The sequence below is a fragment of the Salmonella sp. A7 genome (assembly GCF_020181675.1).
Classification (GTDB): domain Bacteria; phylum Pseudomonadota; class Gammaproteobacteria; order Enterobacterales; family Enterobacteriaceae; genus Salmonella; species Salmonella enterica.
In genome coordinates, this window is the sequence record NZ_CP084001.1 from 855,897 (window position 1) to 873,473 (window position 17,577).

15 protein-coding genes are annotated in these 17,577 nt (G+C 53.8%); 11 read left to right on the forward strand and 4 right to left on the reverse strand.

Annotated elements, in window-relative coordinates:
* Positions 1–55 precede the first annotated feature (55 nt).
* Together aas and lplT are read left to right on the forward strand one after the other, a co-directional pair.
* Positions 56–2,215, forward strand: coding sequence for a bifunctional acyl-ACP--phospholipid O-acyltransferase/long-chain-fatty-acid--ACP ligase (gene aas, locus LCS67_RS04125; protein ID WP_000896101.1), 2,160 nt, complete (start codon positions 56–58; stop codon positions 2,213–2,215).
* A complete protein-coding gene (gene lplT, locus LCS67_RS04130) occupies positions 2,208–3,410 on the forward strand; it encodes a lysophospholipid transporter LplT (RefSeq protein ID WP_000004684.1) in 1,203 nt (400 codons plus the stop codon). Before aas ends, lplT begins: the two co-directional genes overlap by 8 nt.
* Positions 3,411–3,496: 86 nt before the next feature.
* Here the strand turns inward: lplT and LCS67_RS04135 are convergent, their stop codons facing one another.
* The 4 genes from LCS67_RS04135 to mutH form a co-directional block, all read right to left on the reverse strand.
* The gene (locus LCS67_RS04135; protein WP_000558960.1) at positions 3,497–4,537 is read right to left on the reverse strand and encodes an NADP(H)-dependent aldo-keto reductase; all 1,041 of its coding nucleotides are present in this window, start codon (positions 4,535–4,537) and stop codon (positions 3,497–3,499) included.
* A 190-nt stretch (positions 4,538–4,727) separates the two neighbouring features.
* A complete protein-coding gene (locus LCS67_RS04140) occupies positions 4,728–4,946 on the reverse strand; it encodes a YgdI/YgdR family lipoprotein (protein WP_000758662.1) in 219 nt (72 codons plus the stop codon).
* 169 nt (positions 4,947–5,115) lie between these two features.
* Positions 5,116–5,829, reverse strand: coding sequence for a TerC family protein (locus tag LCS67_RS04145; RefSeq protein WP_000895635.1), 714 nt, complete (start codon positions 5,827–5,829; stop codon positions 5,116–5,118).
* Between the two features lie 181 nt (positions 5,830–6,010).
* Positions 6,011–6,706, reverse strand: a complete 696-nt coding sequence (gene mutH, locus LCS67_RS04150; protein WP_001274930.1) for a DNA mismatch repair endonuclease MutH — start codon at positions 6,704–6,706, stop codon at positions 6,011–6,013.
* Positions 6,707–7,388: 682 nt separating this feature from the next.
* On the opposite strand from mutH, the gene rppH reads away from it, so the two are divergent.
* The 9 genes from rppH (at position 7,389) to recC (ending at position 17,576) form a co-directional block, all read left to right on the forward strand.
* Positions 7,389–7,919, forward strand: coding sequence for an RNA pyrophosphohydrolase (rppH, locus tag LCS67_RS04155; RefSeq protein WP_000564481.1), 531 nt, complete (start codon positions 7,389–7,391; stop codon positions 7,917–7,919).
* Between the two features lie 12 nt (positions 7,920–7,931).
* Positions 7,932–10,178, forward strand: a complete 2,247-nt coding sequence (gene ptsP, locus LCS67_RS04160; RefSeq protein ID WP_000957887.1) for a phosphoenolpyruvate--protein phosphotransferase — start codon at positions 7,932–7,934, stop codon at positions 10,176–10,178.
* Between the two features lie 416 nt (positions 10,179–10,594).
* On the forward strand, positions 10,595–11,470 hold the full coding sequence (gene lgt, locus LCS67_RS04165; RefSeq protein WP_000204647.1) for a prolipoprotein diacylglyceryl transferase: 876 nt from the start codon (positions 10,595–10,597) through the stop codon (positions 11,468–11,470).
* A gap of 6 nt (positions 11,471–11,476) precedes the next feature.
* Entirely contained in the window at positions 11,477–12,271 is a 795-nt protein-coding gene (gene thyA / locus LCS67_RS04170; RefSeq protein WP_000816247.1) for a thymidylate synthase, read from the forward strand.
* A 184-nt stretch (positions 12,272–12,455) separates the two neighbouring features.
* Positions 12,456–12,926, forward strand: a complete 471-nt coding sequence (locus tag LCS67_RS04175) for a prepilin peptidase-dependent protein (protein ID WP_000744668.1) — start codon at positions 12,456–12,458, stop codon at positions 12,924–12,926.
* Positions 12,917–13,480, forward strand: coding sequence for a prepilin peptidase-dependent protein (locus tag LCS67_RS04180; protein ID WP_000029153.1), 564 nt, complete (start codon positions 12,917–12,919; stop codon positions 13,478–13,480). Before LCS67_RS04175 ends, LCS67_RS04180 begins: the two co-directional genes overlap by 10 nt.
* On the forward strand, positions 13,477–13,884 hold the full coding sequence (locus tag LCS67_RS04185; protein WP_001078523.1) for a DUF2509 family protein: 408 nt from the start codon (positions 13,477–13,479) through the stop codon (positions 13,882–13,884). The genes LCS67_RS04180 and LCS67_RS04185 overlap by 4 nt, the downstream gene beginning before the upstream one ends.
* Positions 13,869–14,189, forward strand: a complete 321-nt coding sequence (locus LCS67_RS04190) for a prepilin-type N-terminal cleavage/methylation domain-containing protein (RefSeq protein WP_000019292.1) — start codon at positions 13,869–13,871, stop codon at positions 14,187–14,189. Before LCS67_RS04185 ends, LCS67_RS04190 begins: the two co-directional genes overlap by 16 nt.
* A gap of 15 nt (positions 14,190–14,204) precedes the next feature.
* A complete protein-coding gene (gene recC / locus LCS67_RS04195; RefSeq protein ID WP_031566396.1) occupies positions 14,205–17,576 on the forward strand; it encodes an exodeoxyribonuclease V subunit gamma in 3,372 nt (1,123 codons plus the stop codon).
* The last annotated feature ends 1 nt before the right edge of the window (position 17,577 follow it).

Consider the following 17,577-nt stretch of genomic DNA (forward strand, 5'->3'; position numbering starts at 1 on the left):
CGTGTAATCTGCCACAATTCATGTTTTAGCGAATTGTCGGCCAAAGGGAGTTGAAATGCTGTTTGGATTTTTCCGTAACCTGTTTCGCGTGCTTTATCGTGTGCGCGTCACTGGCGATGTCCGGGCGCTACAGGGGAACCGGGTCTTAATTACCCCCAATCACGTTTCATTTATCGATGGTATGCTACTGGCGCTGTTTTTGCCGGTACGGCCTGTCTTTGCGGTATATACCTCCATCAGCCAGCAATGGTATATGCGCTGGTTAACGCCGCTGATCGATTTTGTGCCGCTCGATCCCACTAAACCCATGTCCATTAAACACCTGGTGCGTCTGGTGGAGCAGGGGCGTCCAGTGGTGATTTTCCCGGAAGGGCGGATTTCCGTGACCGGCTCGCTGATGAAAATTTATGACGGCGCAGGCTTTGTGGCGGCAAAATCGGGCGCAACCGTCATTCCGCTCCGTATTGACGGCGCGGAGCTTACGCCTTTCAGTCGCCTTAAAGGTCTGGTTAAACGGCGCTTATTCCCCCGCATTCAGCTTCATATTTTACCGCCGACGCAAATACCGATGCCGGAAGCGCCGCGCGCGCGCGACAGACGTAAGATAGCGGGTGAGATGCTGCACCAGATCATGATGGAAGCGCGTATGGCGGTGCGCCCGCGCGAGACGTTATACGAATCGTTGCTGGCGGCGCAATATCGTTACGGCGCAGGTAAAAACTGTATTGAGGACATTAACTTTACGCCGGATACGTATCGTAAGTTACTGACCAAGACGCTTTTTGTTGGCCGGATTCTGGAAAAGTACAGCGTTGAGGGCGAGAAAATCGGTTTAATGCTGCCGAATGCCGCCATCAGCGCGGCGGTGATTTTCGGCGCGGTTTCTCGTCGCCGCATTCCGGCCATGATGAACTACACAGCGGGGGTAAAAGGGCTGACCAGCGCGATTACCGCGGCGGAAATTAAAACGATTTTTACCTCCCGCCAGTTCCTCGATAAAGGTAAATTATGGCACCTGCCGGAACAGCTAACGCAGGTTCGCTGGGTTTACCTGGAAGATTTAAAAGCGGACGTCACACCCGCCGACAAGCTGTGGATTTTTGCCCACCTCCTGGCGCCGCGACTGGCACAGGTAAAACAGCAGCCGGAAGACGCGGCGATCATTCTTTTTACCTCCGGCTCGGAAGGGCACCCGAAAGGGGTGGTGCACAGCCATAAAAGCATTCTGGCGAACGTCGAGCAGATAAAAACGATTGCGGATTTCACCGCCAATGACCGTTTTATGTCGGCGCTGCCGCTCTTTCACTCGTTCGGTTTGACGGTGGGCCTGTTTACGCCGTTGTTGACCGGCGCGGAAGTGTTTCTTTATCCAAGTCCGCTGCACTATCGCATTGTGCCGGAACTGGTCTATGACCGTAACTGTACCGTGCTGTTTGGTACATCAACCTTCCTCGGCAACTATGCGCGCTTTGCCAATCCGTATGATTTTTATCGCCTGCGCTATGTGGTGGCCGGTGCGGAAAAACTTCAGGAGAGCACCAAACAACTGTGGCAGGATAAATTCGGTCTGCGCATTCTTGAGGGCTACGGGGTAACGGAATGCGCGCCAGTAGTCTCGATTAACGTGCCGATGGCGGCTAAGCCGGGCACTGTTGGCCGCATTCTGCCTGGCATGGACGCGCGTCTGCTGGCGGTGCCCGGTATTGAAAACGGCGGTCGGCTACAGCTGAAAGGGCCGAATATCATGAATGGCTATCTGCGCGTGGAAAAACCGGGCGTGCTGGAGGTGCCGTCAGCGGAAAACGCCAGAGGCGAAACCGAGCGCGGGTGGTACGACACGGGCGATATTGTACGCTTCGATGAAAATGGTTTTGTGCAGATTCAGGGGCGCGCGAAACGCTTTGCGAAAATTGCTGGCGAAATGGTCTCGCTGGAGATGGTCGAGCAACTGGCGCTTGGCGTTTCGGCGGACAAAATGCACGCTACCGCCATTAAAAGCGATGCCAGCAAAGGTGAAGCGCTGGTACTGTTTACGACTGACAGCGAACTCACCCGAGAAAAGTTACAGCACTATGCCCGTGAACACGGTATTCCGGAACTTGCCGTCCCGCGTGATATCCGTTATCTGAAACAGCTTCCCTTGCTTGGCAGCGGGAAACCCGATTTTGTGACGCTGAAAAGTTGGGTGGATGCGCCGGAACAACATCATGAGTGAGTCAGTACGTACTAACACCTCCATCTGGTCGAAAGGGATGCTGTCGGTGATTGTCGCGCAGTTTCTCTCGGCTTTTGGCGATAATGCGCTGCTGTTCGCGACGCTGGCGCTGCTGAAAGCTCAGTTTTACCCGGACTGGAGCCAGCCTGTTTTGCAAATGGTGTTTGTGGGCGCTTACATTCTTTTTGCGCCGTTTGTCGGCCAGATAGCGGACAGCTTTGCCAAAGGCCGGGTGATGATGGTCGCCAATGGTCTTAAACTGGCGGGAGCGGCAGGTATCTGCCTCGGCGTGAATCCTTTTGTCGGTTATACATTGGTCGGGATCGGCGCGGCGGCTTATTCTCCGGCGAAATACGGTATTCTGGGCGAATTGACGACGGGCGATAAGCTGGTGAAAGCCAATGGCCTGATGGAAGCCTCTACGATTGCGGCGATTTTGCTCGGTTCCGTCGCGGGCGGCGTATTGGCCGACTGGCATGTTATCGCCGCGCTGGTTGCCTGCGCGTTGGCCTACGCTGGCGCAGTGGCGGCGAACCTGTTTATCCCGAAGCTTGTGGCGGCGCGTCCAGGACAATCCTGGCGGTTGTCGGCGATGACGCGTAGCTTCTTCTGCGCTTGCGTTGTCCTTTGGCGTAACGGTGAAACGCGTTTTTCGCTGGTGGGGACCGGGCTATTCTGGGGCGCAGGCGTGACGCTGCGTTTTCTGCTGGTGCTGTGGGTGCCGGTGGCGCTGGGTATTACGGATAACGCCACGCCGACTTACCTGAACGCCATGGTGGCGGTAGGCATTGTGGTCGGCGCGGGCGCGGCAGCAAAACTGGTGACGCTGGAGACCGTATCGCGCTGTATGCCCGCCGGGATTTTGATTGGCGTTGTGGTTGCGATCTTCTCATTACAGCACGCATTGCTGCCTGCTTATGCCTTGTTGCTGTTGATAGGTATGCTGGGCGGCTTTTTTGTGGTGCCGCTCAACGCCTTGCTCCAGGAGCGCGGTAAGAAGAGCGTTGGCGCCGGGAATGCCATTGCCGTACAAAATCTGGGCGAGAATAGCGCCATGCTATTAATGCTGGGACTGTACTCGCTGGCGGTGCTGGTTGGCGTTCCGGCAGTGGCGATAGGTATCGGCTTTGGCGTGCTGTTCGCGCTGGCGATCGCGGCGCTGTGGATCTGGCAGCGCCGGCAGGCATCATACTGAGTGAATATGCCGGGCGGCGAGCGCGCGTTACCCGGCTTACATTGTCTCTGTAAGCCCGGAAGCGTAGCGCCACCGGGCACTGACCGTCACGGCGCCGGGTAGGTATAAACCTGATGCGCCGCCTCAATCTCCGCCAGAACCTCTTCGCTTAACGTCAGATGCAGACTTTCCACATTCGTCTTGAGCTGCGCCATCGTGGTTGCGCCCAGTAACGTACTGGCGACAAACGGCTGGCGGCGAACAAAGGCCAGCGCCATCTGCGCCGGATCAAGATTGTGACGCTTCGCGATATCGACGTAGGCGGCAACGGCTTTTTGCGCCTGTTCGCCGCTGTAACGTGTGAAGCGGCTGAACAAGGTATTCCGCGCGCCTGCGGGTTTGGCCCCGTTCAGGTATTTACCGGTTAATGTGCCAAACGCCAGACAGGAATAGGCGAGCAATTCAACACCTTCATACTGGCTGACTTCCGCCAGTCCGACCTCGTAGCTGCGGTTTAACAGGCTATAGGGGTTCTGGATAGTGACAATACGCGGCAGGTCATGTTTTTCCGCCAGATGCAGATAGCGCATAACGCCAAACGCTGTCTCATTTGAAACGCCAATATAACGAATCTTACCCGCTCGCTGAAACTCACTTAGCGCGTCTAACGTCTCCAGCAGACTTACTACTGGCGTGGAGTCCGTCCAGTTATAGCCGAGTTTACCGAAGCAGTTAGTGGGGCGCTGCGGCCAGTGCACCTGATACAAATCCAGATAGTCGGTCTGCAACCGGGTCAAACTGTCGTGTAGCGCTTCGCGAATATTTTTACGATCCAGCGCCTGATGAGGCCGGATGCCTTGATCATTATTACGTGCCGGTCCGCTAACTTTGCTGGCGATGATCAGTTTTTCACGGTTGCCGCGTTTGGCGAGCCAGTTACCGATATAGGATTCCGTCAGCCCTTGTGTTTCCGGGCGCGGCGGTACCGGATACATCTCGGCGGCGTCGATAAGGTTAATGCCATTTGCGATGGCATAGTCGAGCTGTGCGTGAGCGTCGGCTTCGCTGTTTTGTTCACCAAATGTCATTGTGCCCAGCCCTAGCGTACTTACTTCGAGCGAGCTGTGGGGTATACGGTGATAGTGCATAGCCGTTTCCTTTTTATTATGAAGTCAGAAATTCCCGACAAAGGACAATAAAAATGGCAGAGGGAAGGCAAAAGGGAAAGTAAAATTGCAGGCTGCGCGGCGTAATTGTTACCGGGCGTGGTCGCCACGCACCGTTACGGGACGCAGCCTGAAGGCTTGCAGAACGCTGACCTCGATCACAGGCCACCGCTTAACGTTCGATGATTTGAGACACTTCGTCACGGTTGATTTGCATCTCGTTTCCCTGTGCATCGGTATAGCTGACCAGACCGGTATCATCGTCAACTTGCGGTTTTCCATCGGTCAGGATCATACGACCATCTTTCGTCGCCATTACATAATCGCTGCTGCATCCGGATACCGCAAAAGCCAACCCTACTGCGGAAATTACAACTGCCCACTTTTTCATCCGTTTGTCCTCACGTAGCCTGCATCTGATAATAGTCTGTTAATCATATGTCTGATAATAGTCTAGTAATAACGCGCAGATCTGCATGTCGGAAGCAGCAAAATCTTAATCTGTGAGAAGAAAGGAAATAAAGTGAGTATTCGCTCCCCGGCGGGGGAGCGAGACAGGATTACAGCGGATTCTTTTTATTACGCAACAGGTTCAGGCTCTCTACTGCGATAGAGAAGAACATGGCGAAATAGATATACCCTTTCGGAACGTGAACGTCGAAACTTTCCAGAATCAGGGTAAAGCCAACCAGGATCAGAAAGGAGAGCGCCAGCATTTTTACCGACGGATGGCGATCGACAAACTCGCCGATGGGCCGTGCCGCAAACATCATGACGCCCACGGCAATAACGACTGCCGCCATCATAATAAACAGATGATCGGAGAGGCCAACCGCTGTGATAACTGAATCAAGGCTGAAAATAATATCCAGCAGCATAATCTGTACTATTGCGCCCAGGAAAGAAGAAACCCGGGTTTTTAACCCTTCTTCTTCGCCTTCGATGGACTCATGGATCTCCTTGCTGGCTTTCCAGATTAAAAATAACCCGCCCAGTAACAGAATGAGATCGCGGGCGGAAATCGCTTCGCCGAAAAGCTCAAACAGCGGATTAGTCAGACGAGTGACCCAGGCGATTGACGCCAGCAGCGCCAGGCGCATAACCATCGCCGCCGCCAACCCAAGCCGCCGTGCGTGGTTCCGTTGCGCCGTAGGAAGTTTTGCTACCACCAGAGAAAGAAAAATAATGTTGTCGATCCCAAGTACAATCTCCAGCAGCGTCAGCGTACCGAGCGCCAGCCAGGCATTAGGATCGGTTATCCATGCAAATAACATCGAACAAAGTCCTGCCAAAAAAAGAAGCGGTAATTATAGGCCCGTCGAGTGACGGGCGAAAGCCCAGGCTGAATTTGCGCAACCAGGAACGGTGTAAAATAGCGGCGACAATACGCTTACGTTTATCCGGCATCGGCCCGATGCGTAGCCATAGCGGAGGCGCATTTGCGTGTAATGGACGTTACGGATTCTGCAATAAAAAATGGCGAGCCAGCAGCGCCTGCGTAAAATTTTTTTTCAGATAAAATCCACGCGGTAGCGTCAAAATAGGTTCCCCGCGCGCGCCGATAGCCTCGGTGAGCGCCCTGGCATTGGCGGCTTTGGGTCGCAGTTGCAAGACTTCGCCATGGCGGGCGGTAATGCGTTCCACCTGGCCCAGCACTATCATGTCCATCAGCTCTTCCCAGTCGAGGCGTAGCTGCCTGTCCTCTTCTTCACTCGGACTCCAGAGTAGCGGCGAACCTACGCGGCGTTCGGCTAACGGTATGCTGCGATCGCCTTCGACCGGTACCCATAGCACGCGCTTCAATTTATGCCGTACGTGACTTGTCTCCCAGGTCACGCCGCTGTTACCGGTTAACGGCGCCACGCAAACAAAGGTTGTTTCCAGAGGACGACCCAGACTATCCACCGGGATGGTTTTCAGTTCTACGCCTAACGCGGCGAAATCCTGCTCCGGCTTGCTCCCGGCGCTGGCGCCGAGCCAGATCTCCAGCAAGACGCCGATCCAGCCTTTGTCTCGCTTCAAATCTTTAGGCGTGGTAATGCCGGCCATCGCCGCCAGCTCGCCTAACGTATAGCCGGAAAGCTGCCGCGCCTGGGCTAACAGCAATGCTTCCGAAGCAGGCGGAGTCAGTAGCGGACAAAGAGCGGACATGACAATTACCTTAGGTCAAAAAGTGAGCAGTGATTTTATACCGTATGGGCAGAGTTTATCTTTTTCTGTGTCTTATATTCAATAGACTGATTTTTATTGCCTTTTTTGTGTTGTTTCTTCGTGTTGCGCAACGCTGAAGCGGGTTTTCCAATTCTGGTCACTGACAATAAACAGGATCTTACACTATGTTATCCACAGAAAGTTGGGATAACTGTGTAAAACCACCACTACTGTTTCCATTTACAGCCTTGACGTGCGACGAAAATCGAAAATTCAGACAAATAGTGCGTAAGTTATTGGCACAATCTGTGGATAAAACCGGCGCTGGTTGATCTTTCATCAGCATAAGGATCTTAGATGTGATGCTGGTCACGCTTTATGAAGGTGGCATGTAAGGTTTGTCTATAACACAATGAATATAAGGAACTATTTTTACTGCCTCCAGTATGAGGAATTCAGACTGTTCTGGGTTTTCCCGTGGTAATTCCATACTTCTTCACAACTATATCCACAGAAAAGGTGAATAAAATGGCGCAAGGGCGTCATCATCTGTTTATAACTCGGCTATTTACTGTGAGTTATTCAATTGTTATTAGGCTGTGTCACTATTACAGAGTGGTTTACCGCCTCACTGGAGTATGAAACAATCGTTCATATATAAGGTTTATGTTGAGGTAGTCCGGTGATTGATGACGATGGCTACCGCCCAAATGTAGGTATCGTAATTTGTAATCGTCAGGGGCAGGTGATGTGGGCCCGGCGATTTGGTCAGCACTCCTGGCAGTTCCCGCAGGGCGGGATAAATCCAGGGGAGTCGGCAGAACAGGCGATGTACCGGGAACTGTTTGAAGAAGTTGGGTTAAGCCGTAAAGATGTGCGGATCCTTGCTTCTACTCGCAACTGGTTGCGTTACAAGTTACCAAAACGTTTGGTGCGTTGGGACACAAAGCCGGTATGTATCGGCCAGAAACAAAAGTGGTTTCTTTTGCAGTTAATGAGCGCCGACGCCGAAATCAATATGCAAACCAGCAGTACGCCGGAGTTTGACGGCTGGCGCTGGGTAAGTTACTGGTATCCGGTTCGACAAGTGGTGTCATTTAAACGCGATGTCTACCGCAGGGTAATGAAAGAGTTTGCAAGTGTTGTCATGGCGCTTCAGGATAATCCCCCTAAGCTACAAAGCGCGCCTGCTTATCGACGTAAAAGAGGTTAAGCCACGCAAATTATGCTCACTCGCCTGCGCGAAATAGTCGAAAAAGTGGCCAGTGCGCCGCGTCTGAACGAGGCGCTGAATATTCTGGTCACGGATATCTGTCTTGCGATGGATACAGAGGTTTGCTCGGTTTACCTGGCCGATCATGACCGACGCTGTTATTACCTGATGGCGACGCGGGGGTTGAAAAAACCGCGTGGTCGAACCGTTGCGCTTGCGTTTGATGAGGGGATCGTCGGTCTGGTGGGCAGGCTGGCGGAACCCATTAACCTTGCCGATGCGCAAAAACATCCCAGCTTTAAATACATTCCTTCGGTAAAAGAGGAACGTTTTCGCGCGTTTCTCGGCGTGCCGATCATTCAGCGTCGCCAACTTCTCGGCGTGCTGGTCGTACAGCAGCGCGAATTGCGCCAGTACGATGAAAGCGAAGAGTCTTTCCTCGTCACGCTCGCTACGCAGATGGCGGCTATCCTGTCACAGTCGCAGGTCACAGCGCTGTTCGGGCAATACCGGCAGACGCGAATCCGCGCGCTTCCTGCGGCGCCGGGCGTAGCTATCGCAACGGGCTGGCAAGACGCGACCATGCCGCTGATGGAACAGGTTTACGAAGCGTCTACGCTGGATACCTCTCTTGAACGCGAACGACTGACCGGCGCGCTGGAAGAGGCGGCGAACGAATTCCGACGATACAGCAAACGCTTTGCCGCCGGCGCGCAAAAAGAGACGGCGGCCATTTTCGATCTGTACTCACACCTGCTTTCAGATGCCAGACTGCGTCGCGAACTCTTCGCCGAGGTCGACAAAGGCGCTGTTGCGGAGTGGGCCGTTAAAAAAATCATCGAAAAATTTGCCGAGCAATTTGCGGCGCTAACCGATAACTACCTCAAAGAACGTGCGGGAGACTTACGCACGCTGGGGCAGCGGCTGTTATTCCACCTTGATGATTCAGTTCAGGGGCCAAACGCCTGGCCGGAACGTTTTATTCTGGTCGCGGATGAGCTGTCGGCGACCACCCTGGCGGAGCTGCCGCAGGACAGGCTGGCGGGCGTTGTGGTGCGCGACGGCGCGGCAAACTCGCATGCGGCGATTATGGTGCGCGCGCTCGGTATCCCGACCGTCATGGGCGCGGATATCCAACCTTCGGTGCTACATCGCCGTACGTTGGTGGTGGATGGCTATCGCGGTGAATTACTGGTCGATCCTGAACCCGTGCTTATTCAGGAATATCAGCGGCTCATTAGTGAAGAGATAGAACTCAGTCGTCTGGCGGAGGACGACGTCAATCTTCCCGCCCAACTGAAAAGCGGCGAGCGAGTCAAAGTGATGCTGAATGCCGGGCTCAGTCCCGAGCATGAGGAAAAGTTAGGCAGTCGGATCGACGGTATCGGCCTGTACCGTACTGAAATTCCCTTTATGCTGCAAAGCGGGTTTCCCTCGGAAGAAGAGCAGGTGGCGCAGTATCAAGGGATGCTGCAAATGTTTAACGATAAACCGGTGACGCTGCGGACCCTGGATGTGGGAGCGGATAAGCAACTGCCCTATATGCCGATCAGCGAGGAGAACCCGTGTCTGGGCTGGCGCGGGATCCGCATTACGCTGGATCAGCCGGAGATATTTTTGATCCAGGTCCGCGCGATGCTGCGTGCCAATGCGGCGACTGGCAACCTCAGTATTTTGTTGCCGATGGTCACCAGTATTGATGAAGTCGATGAAGCGCGGCGTCTGATCGAACGCGCCGGGCGCGAGGTCGAGGAGATGATCGGCTATGCGATCCCGAAACCGCGTATCGGCATTATGCTGGAAGTACCGTCAATGGTATTTATGCTGCCGCATCTGGCTAACCGGATCGACTTTATCTCGGTCGGTACCAACGATTTAACACAATATATCCTGGCGGTAGATCGCAACAACACTCGCGTGGCCAGTATTTATGACAGTCTGCATCCGGCTATGCTGCGCGCGCTGTCCATGATTGCACAGGAAGCCGAAAAACATGGTCTCGATCTTCGCTTGTGCGGCGAGATGGCGGGCGATCCGATGTGCGTGGCGATTCTTATCGGTCTGGGATATCGCCATCTTTCGATGAATGGCCGTTCGGTAGCGCGTGTGAAATATCTGCTGCGGCATATCGATTTTGAAGACGCGCAAACCCTTGCCAGACGCAGCCTTGAGGCGCAGATGGCGACCGAGGTGCGTCATCAGGTGGCGGCGTTTATGGAGCGCCGCGGGATGGGGGGATTGATTCGAGGAGGGTTGTAACGACTGGAGCGGGAAAAGAGAGTGACTGTGGATTCACGGCGCAGACAACACGCCTGCAAGATGAAAGACAATGCGTATATACCCAAAATAATTCGAGTTGCTTAAAGGCGGCAAGGGAGTGAGTCCCCAGGAGCATAGATAACTATGTGACTGGGGTGAGCGACAAATCTGCCGGGAGCAGATTTGAACGTCGCGTGCGACGGCCCGTCAGGGCGAGGCCCATGGATGGGCCGAGTAATCCGTAGCCAACACATAAGCAACTTGAAGTATGAAGGGTATACATATCTTTTAACGGTAATCGGCATCTCGCTTTTAACCCTTGTGCTATTATTCGCACCTTTGGAGCGTCTGCAACGCGCAGGCGCGCTTATCAATCGCTATCTCTTCAGCGAAATAACAAGAAATTGTGGTGACAGATGACCAGTAGCTATCTGCATTTTCCGGACTTTGATCCGGTCATTTTCTCAATTGGGCCCGTCGCGCTTCACTGGTATGGCTTGATGTATCTGGTGGGGTTCGTTTTCGCGATGTGGTTGGCGGTGCGTCGTGCTAACCGTCCGGGAAGCGGTTGGACCAAAAACGAAGTTGAAAATTTACTCTATGCAGGTTTCCTGGGGGTCTTCCTGGGGGGGCGTATTGGCTATGTCCTGTTTTATAACTTCCCTCTGTTTCTGGATAACCCGCTCTATTTATTCCGCGTCTGGGACGGCGGCATGTCCTTCCACGGCGGGCTTATCGGCGTGATACTGGTGATGATTATTTTCGCCAGGCGCACGAAGCGCTCGTTCTTTCAGGTGTCTGATTTTATTGCGCCGTTAATTCCGTTCGGCCTGGGCGCCGGGCGTCTGGGCAACTTTATCAACGGTGAATTGTGGGGGCGCGTCGATCCTAACTTCCGGTTTGCCATGCTCTTTCCTGGCTCACGCGCGGAAGATATTGCGCTGCTGCCGTCACATCCGCAATGGCAGCCTATTTTTGATACCTACGGCGTATTGCCGCGCCACCCTTCCCAGTTGTATGAGCTGGCATTAGAAGGCGTGGTGCTGTTTATCATCCTTAATCTCTTTATTCGCAAACCGCGTCCGATGGGCGCAGTCTCCGGATTATTCCTGATTGGCTATGGCGCGTTTCGTATCATTGTTGAATTCTTCCGCCAGCCGGACGCGCAATTTACCGGCGCGTGGGTACAGTACATCAGCATGGGGCAGATTCTCTCTATCCCGATGATTATCGCTGGCGCGATCATGATGGTTTGGGCATATCGCCGCCGCCCGCAGCAACACGTTTCCTGAGGAACCATGAAACAGTATTTAGAACTGATGCAAAAAGTGCTGGATGAAGGCACACAGAAAAACGACCGTACCGGCACCGGCACGCTTTCCATTTTTGGCCATCAGATGCGTTTTAACCTGCAGGAAGGCTTTCCGCTGGTGACGACAAAACGCTGCCATTTACGTTCAATTATTCACGAACTGCTATGGTTTTTGCAGGGCGATACCAACATCGCTTACCTGCACGAAAATAATGTCACCATCTGGGACGAATGGGCCGATGAGAACGGCGATTTAGGCCCGGTTTATGGTAAGCAGTGGCGTGCATGGCCAACACCGGATGGCCGCCATATCGATCAGATCGCCACGGTCTTAAGCCAGCTTAAAAACGATCCGGACTCTCGTCGTATTATCGTTTCTGCGTGGAACGTCGGCGAGCTGGATAAGATGGCGCTGGCGCCGTGTCACGCCTTTTTCCAGTTTTATGTCGCAGATGGAAAACTCTCCTGTCAGCTTTATCAGCGCTCCTGCGATGTGTTCCTCGGTCTGCCGTTCAACATTGCCAGCTACGCGTTACTGGTGCATATGATGGCGCAACAGTGCGACCTGGACGTCGGCGATTTTGTCTGGACCGGCGGCGACACGCACCTGTACAGCAACCATATGGAGCAGACGCACCTGCAATTAAGCCGTGAACCGCGCGCGCTGCCGAAGTTGGTCATTAAGCGTAAACCTGATTCGCTTTTTGACTACCGGTTCGATGATTTCGAAATTGAAGGCTATGATCCGCACCCCGGTATTAAAGCGCCGGTCGCTATCTAAGCGCTGACGATCCTGCCATAACCGACGTCATCGCGCGTCGGTTTTTTTTACCCTTTGTCTCAATCTTCGGCGCGGATTCCTGAAATTTTGCAACGCGCTGCAAGACATGAACTTTTTTCCGTAACGCGCCGAACAATCTGTATTTGGCGCTCGTTATTTTTCTTCCGCCCGCCATACTGCCGACATGAAAAAACAACAGGGCTATACGCTCATTGAAACGGTGGTCGCGATGTCGCTCATTATCATTCTCAGCGCCACAGGACTTTATGGCTGGCAACGCTGGCAGCAGCAACAGCGCCTGTGGCAAACCGCATGTCAGGTGCGGGATTACCTGCTGCAACTTCGTGAGGACGCTCACTGGCATAACCGCGATCACATTCTTCGCGTGGTCAGCGAAGGTGGTTCATGGTGCTTTGTCAGCTCTGTTGCTACGCAAACATCGTGTACGCCATCTTCCCCCTTTGTGTTTACGCCCGACTGGCGTGATGTCGTCCTTGCCGATATCACGCCGTCGTTAGCCTTCTTTGGCCTGCGCAATACGGCATGGGCAGGGCACATCGTACTGAAAAACGCTGCCGGAGAGTGGCGTCTGGTCGTCTCCTCCTGGGGGCGAATCAGGCTATGCGAGCGTAACGAGGCCGCCACGTGTCAATAACCACGCGGGGGTTCTCGCTACTGGAGGTTGTGCTGGCGATGGCGATAGGTTCCATTTTACTGCTTGGGTCCGCACGATTTTTACCGGCGCTACAGCGTGAGATCTGGCACAACACGCGACAGTTATCGCTGGAAGATGAAATCTGGCAGCGAACCTATACCGTAGCGAAGCATCTTCAACGTGCGGGTTACTGTCATGGCCACTGTATTGGCGAAGGGTTACATCTTGCTGAACAGGGGCAATGTGTCATCGTTCAGTGGGACGGGAATAATAACGGTGTCTGGGATACCATACCGGCGAAAGAGGCCGACCAGACCGGGTTTCGTGTGAAGGATAACGTTCTGGAGACATTACGCGGAGCAACATCTTGCCAGGGTAAGGGATGGGAAAAAATGACCGATCCCAATACGGTACTCATCACGGCGTTTACCGTTGAGCGCCGGGATATAACGGGATTCTCGCCAGTGCTCATGCTGCATCTGCGCGGCGCCAGCAAAGCCGAGCCTCAGACGGTTATTGACGCGCAATACAGCGTAACGGGATTTAATCTGTGAATCGGGAACGTGGCGCTTCTTCGATAATACTGGCGCTTTTAATACTGATTCTGGGTAGTCTGCTACTGCAAGGCGTAAATCAGCAGCAGGCCAGCTATGCCGCCCGCGTGACGACGCAGAGCATGGCGATACAACGCCAGGCGCTCGTACAGTCGGCGCTGGAATGGGGGCGGGGGCAGCTATGGTCAGGCGTAACCGAAATGGAATGTCGGCGCTATTCCTCTTCAGGAGCAAGAGTCTGTTTGCGGAGATTATCGGGGGATGAGGTGGTGATGGCGGCGCAAGATGACGGCATGACGTTATGGCGTTTGGGCAACGTCATTCAGGGAAGTATTGTCTTTTCTCCCCACGGCTGGAGTGATTTTTGTCCGTTAAAAGAGGTGGCGTTATGTCGCATCCCCTGAATTTACAACGCGGGTTTAGCCTCCCGGAAGTTTTAGTGGCGATGGTTCTAATGGTAATGATCGTCACCGCGCTGTCAGGCTATCAGCGGGTATTAATGCACAGTTTTGCATTACGACACCAGTATCTCCAGATCTGGCGGCAGGCGTGGCAGCAAACGGCGCTGTATCCATTTTCGCCTGCTGAAGGGTGGAAGGCCAACCGGATGCAGACAATGCAATCGGGATGTGTCAGCATCAGCGTCACGATGGTTTCACCCTCTGGCAAGCAGGGGCAGATGACGCGCTTGCATTGTCCAAATCGTTAATCGTCAGGAGTAATTATGTTAAGGGTCTACCACTCCAATCGTCTGGATGTGCTGGAAGCGTTGATGGAGTTCATCGTCGAACGCGAGCGGCTGGATGATCCCTTTGAACCAGAAATGATTCTGGTACAAAGCACGGGTATGGCGCAGTGGCTGCAGATGACCCTTTCACAAAAGTTTGGTATTGCGGCGAATATCGCTTTTCCGTTACCGGCGAGTTTTATCTGGGAGATGTTTGTCCGCGTGTTGCCGGATATCCCCAAAGAAAGCGCTTTCAGCAAACAAAGCATGAGCTGGAAACTGATGACCTTGCTGCCGCAGTTGCTGGATAAGGATGAGTTTGTACTGCTGCGCCATTATCTGACCGACGACACTGATAAACGCAAACTCTTTCAGCTTTCCGCGCGCGCCGCCGACCTGTTCGATCAGTATCTGGTTTATCGGCCTGACTGGCTTACGCAGTGGGAGGCGGGAGAAACCGTGGAAGGTCTGGGGGAGGCGCAAAACTGGCAGGCGCCGCTGTGGAAAGCATTGGTGGAATATACCGCCGCGCTGGGGCAGCCGCGCTGGCATCGCGCCAATCTCTACCAACGCTTTATTCAAACGCTGGAAAGCGCGACCGCCTGCCCGCCAGGGTTGCCGTCCCGCGTTTTTATTTGCGGCATTTCCGCGTTACCGCCAGTGTATCTCAGAGCGTTGCAGGCGCTGGGCAAACATATTGAAATTCATCTCCTTTTTACTAATCCGTGTCGGTATTACTGGGGGGACATTAAAGACCCAGCCTGGCTGGCAAAACTCATGGCTCGCCAGCGTCGTCACAGTTTTGAAGACCGTCATTTACCGTTGTTCCGTGAAAACCAGAATCCGGAAGCCTTATTTAACAGCGACGGTGAACAGGATATCGGTAATCCGCTACTGGCCTCATGGGGAAAACTGGGGCGGGATTATATCTACCTGCTATCTGAACTGGAAAACAGCCAGGAGCTGGATGCGTTTGTTGATATTACGCCAGATAATCTTTTGCATCGGATTCAGGCGGATATTCTTGAACTGGAAAGCCATGCGGTGGCGGGCGTAAACCTTGAGGAGTATTCGCGCAGCGACAATAAGCGTCTGCTCGATCCCGAAGATAACAGCCTCTCTTTTCACGTTTGTCACAGCCCGCAGCGCGAGGTGGAGATACTGCACGATCGCCTTCTGGCGATGCTGGAAGCCGATCCGACGCTAACGCCGCGCGACATTATCGTTATGGTGGCTGATATTGACAGCTATAGCCCGTTTATCCAGGCGGTATTTGGTAGCGCGCCAACGGAGCGCTATCTGCCTTATGCCATTTCCGATCGGCGGGCGCGTCAGTCACATCCGGTGTTACAGGCATTTATCAGCCTACTTTCGTTACCGGACAGCCGCTTCGTCTCCGAGGATGTTCTGGCGTTGTTAGACGTACCGGTATTGGCTGCCCGCTTTACGATCAACGAAGAAGGGCTGCGTTATTTGCGCTTGTGGGTCAATGAGTCAGGCATTCGCTGGGGAATTGACGATGACAACGTACGCGAGCTGGAACTTCCTGCCACGGGACAGCATACATGGCAATTTGGCCTGACGCGTATGCTGCTGGGGTATGCGATGGAAAGCGCCCAGGGCGAGTGGCAGTCGGTTCTGCCTTATGACGAATCCAGCGGTCTGATTGCTGAGCTGGTCGGGCATCTGGCTTCTCTGCTGATGCAGCTTAATATCTGGCGGCGCGGTCTGGCGCAGGAGCGACCGCTGGAAGAGTGGTTGCCCGTTTGTCGCGATATGCTCAATGATTTCTTCCTGCCCGATGCGGACACGGAAGCGGCAATGACATTGATTGAACAGCAGTGGCAGGCCATTATCGCCGAAGGCGTCGCGGCGGAATATGGCGACGCGGTACCGATTTCGCTACTGCGGGATGAGCTGGCGCAGCGTCTGGATCAGGAACGTATTAGCCAGCGCTTCCTGGCGGGCCCCATCAATATTTGTACGCTGATGCCGATGCGTTCCATTCCGTTCAGAGTCGTTTGCCTGCTGGGAATGAACGACGGCGTATACCCGCGCCAGCTTGCGCCGTTGGGCTTTGACCTGATGAGCCAAAAACCCATGCGCGGGGATCGAAGCCGTCGCGACGATGACCGCTATCTGTTTCTGGAAGCGTTAATCTCGGCGCAGCAGACGCTGTATATCAGCTACATCGGTCGCTCCATCCAGGATAATAGCGAACGCTTTCCCTCTGTACTGGTGCAAGAATTGGTGGATTACATCGGACAAAGCCACTATTTGCCGGGCGACGAAACGCTGACCTGTGATGAGAGCGAAGCACGAGTCAAAGCGCATATTACGCGTCTGCATACCCGTATGCCTTTTGATGCGCAAAATTACCAACCCGGCGAACAGCAAAGCTATGCCAGAGAGTGGTTGCCTGCGGCGAGTCAGTCGGGAAAAGCGCATTCTGACTTTGTGCAGCCGCTTCCTTTTACGATGCCGGAAACATTGACTCTGGAAAGTCTGCAGCGTTTTTGGGCCCATCCGGTACGCGCATTTTTTCAGATGCGGCTTCAGGTTAATTTCCGCTCGGAAGAGAGTGAGATTCCTGATGCGGAACCGTTTGAATTAGAGGGATTGACTCGATATCAACTTAACCAACAGTTGCTCAATACGCTGGTTGAAGAAGACGACGCCGAACGCTTGTTCCGCCGTTTCCGGGCTGCGGGAGAGTTGCCTTACGGCGCGTTTGGCGAAATATTCTGGGATGCGCAATGTCAGGAGATGCAGCAACTGGCAAGCCGGGTCATCGCCTGCCGTAAGCCGAGCCAAAGCCTGGAAGTGGATCTGCTTTGTAATGGCGTTCAGCTAACCGGCTGGCTACCGCAGGTACAGGAGGATGGATTATTGCGCTGGCGTCCCGCTTTAATCAGCGTTGCGCAAGGTGTGCAACTTTGGCTGGAACACCTTGTCTATTGTGCCAGCGGCGGGAGTGGCGAAAGTCGCCTGTTTTTGCGCAAAGAGGGAGAGTGGCGATTTCCGCCACTTGATAAAGCGCAGGCAATGGCTTACCTGGCGCAACTGATTGAAGGCTACCGGGAAGGCATGTCTTCTCCGCTATTGGTACTGCCGGAAAGCGGCGGCGCATGGATAAAAGCCTGTTATGACGCTGAAAATGATGTCATGTTAGACGACGATGATACCTTACAGAAGGCCAGGACAAAGTTTTTACAGGCTTATGAAGGCAACATAATGGTGAGCGGCGAAGGCGAAGATATCTGGTATCAACGTCTTTGGCGTCAGCTGGAATCTGAAACGTTGCAGGCTATCATTGCGCAGTCCCGGCATTACCTGTTACCGCTGTTTCGTTTTAATCAGTCTCGTTGAT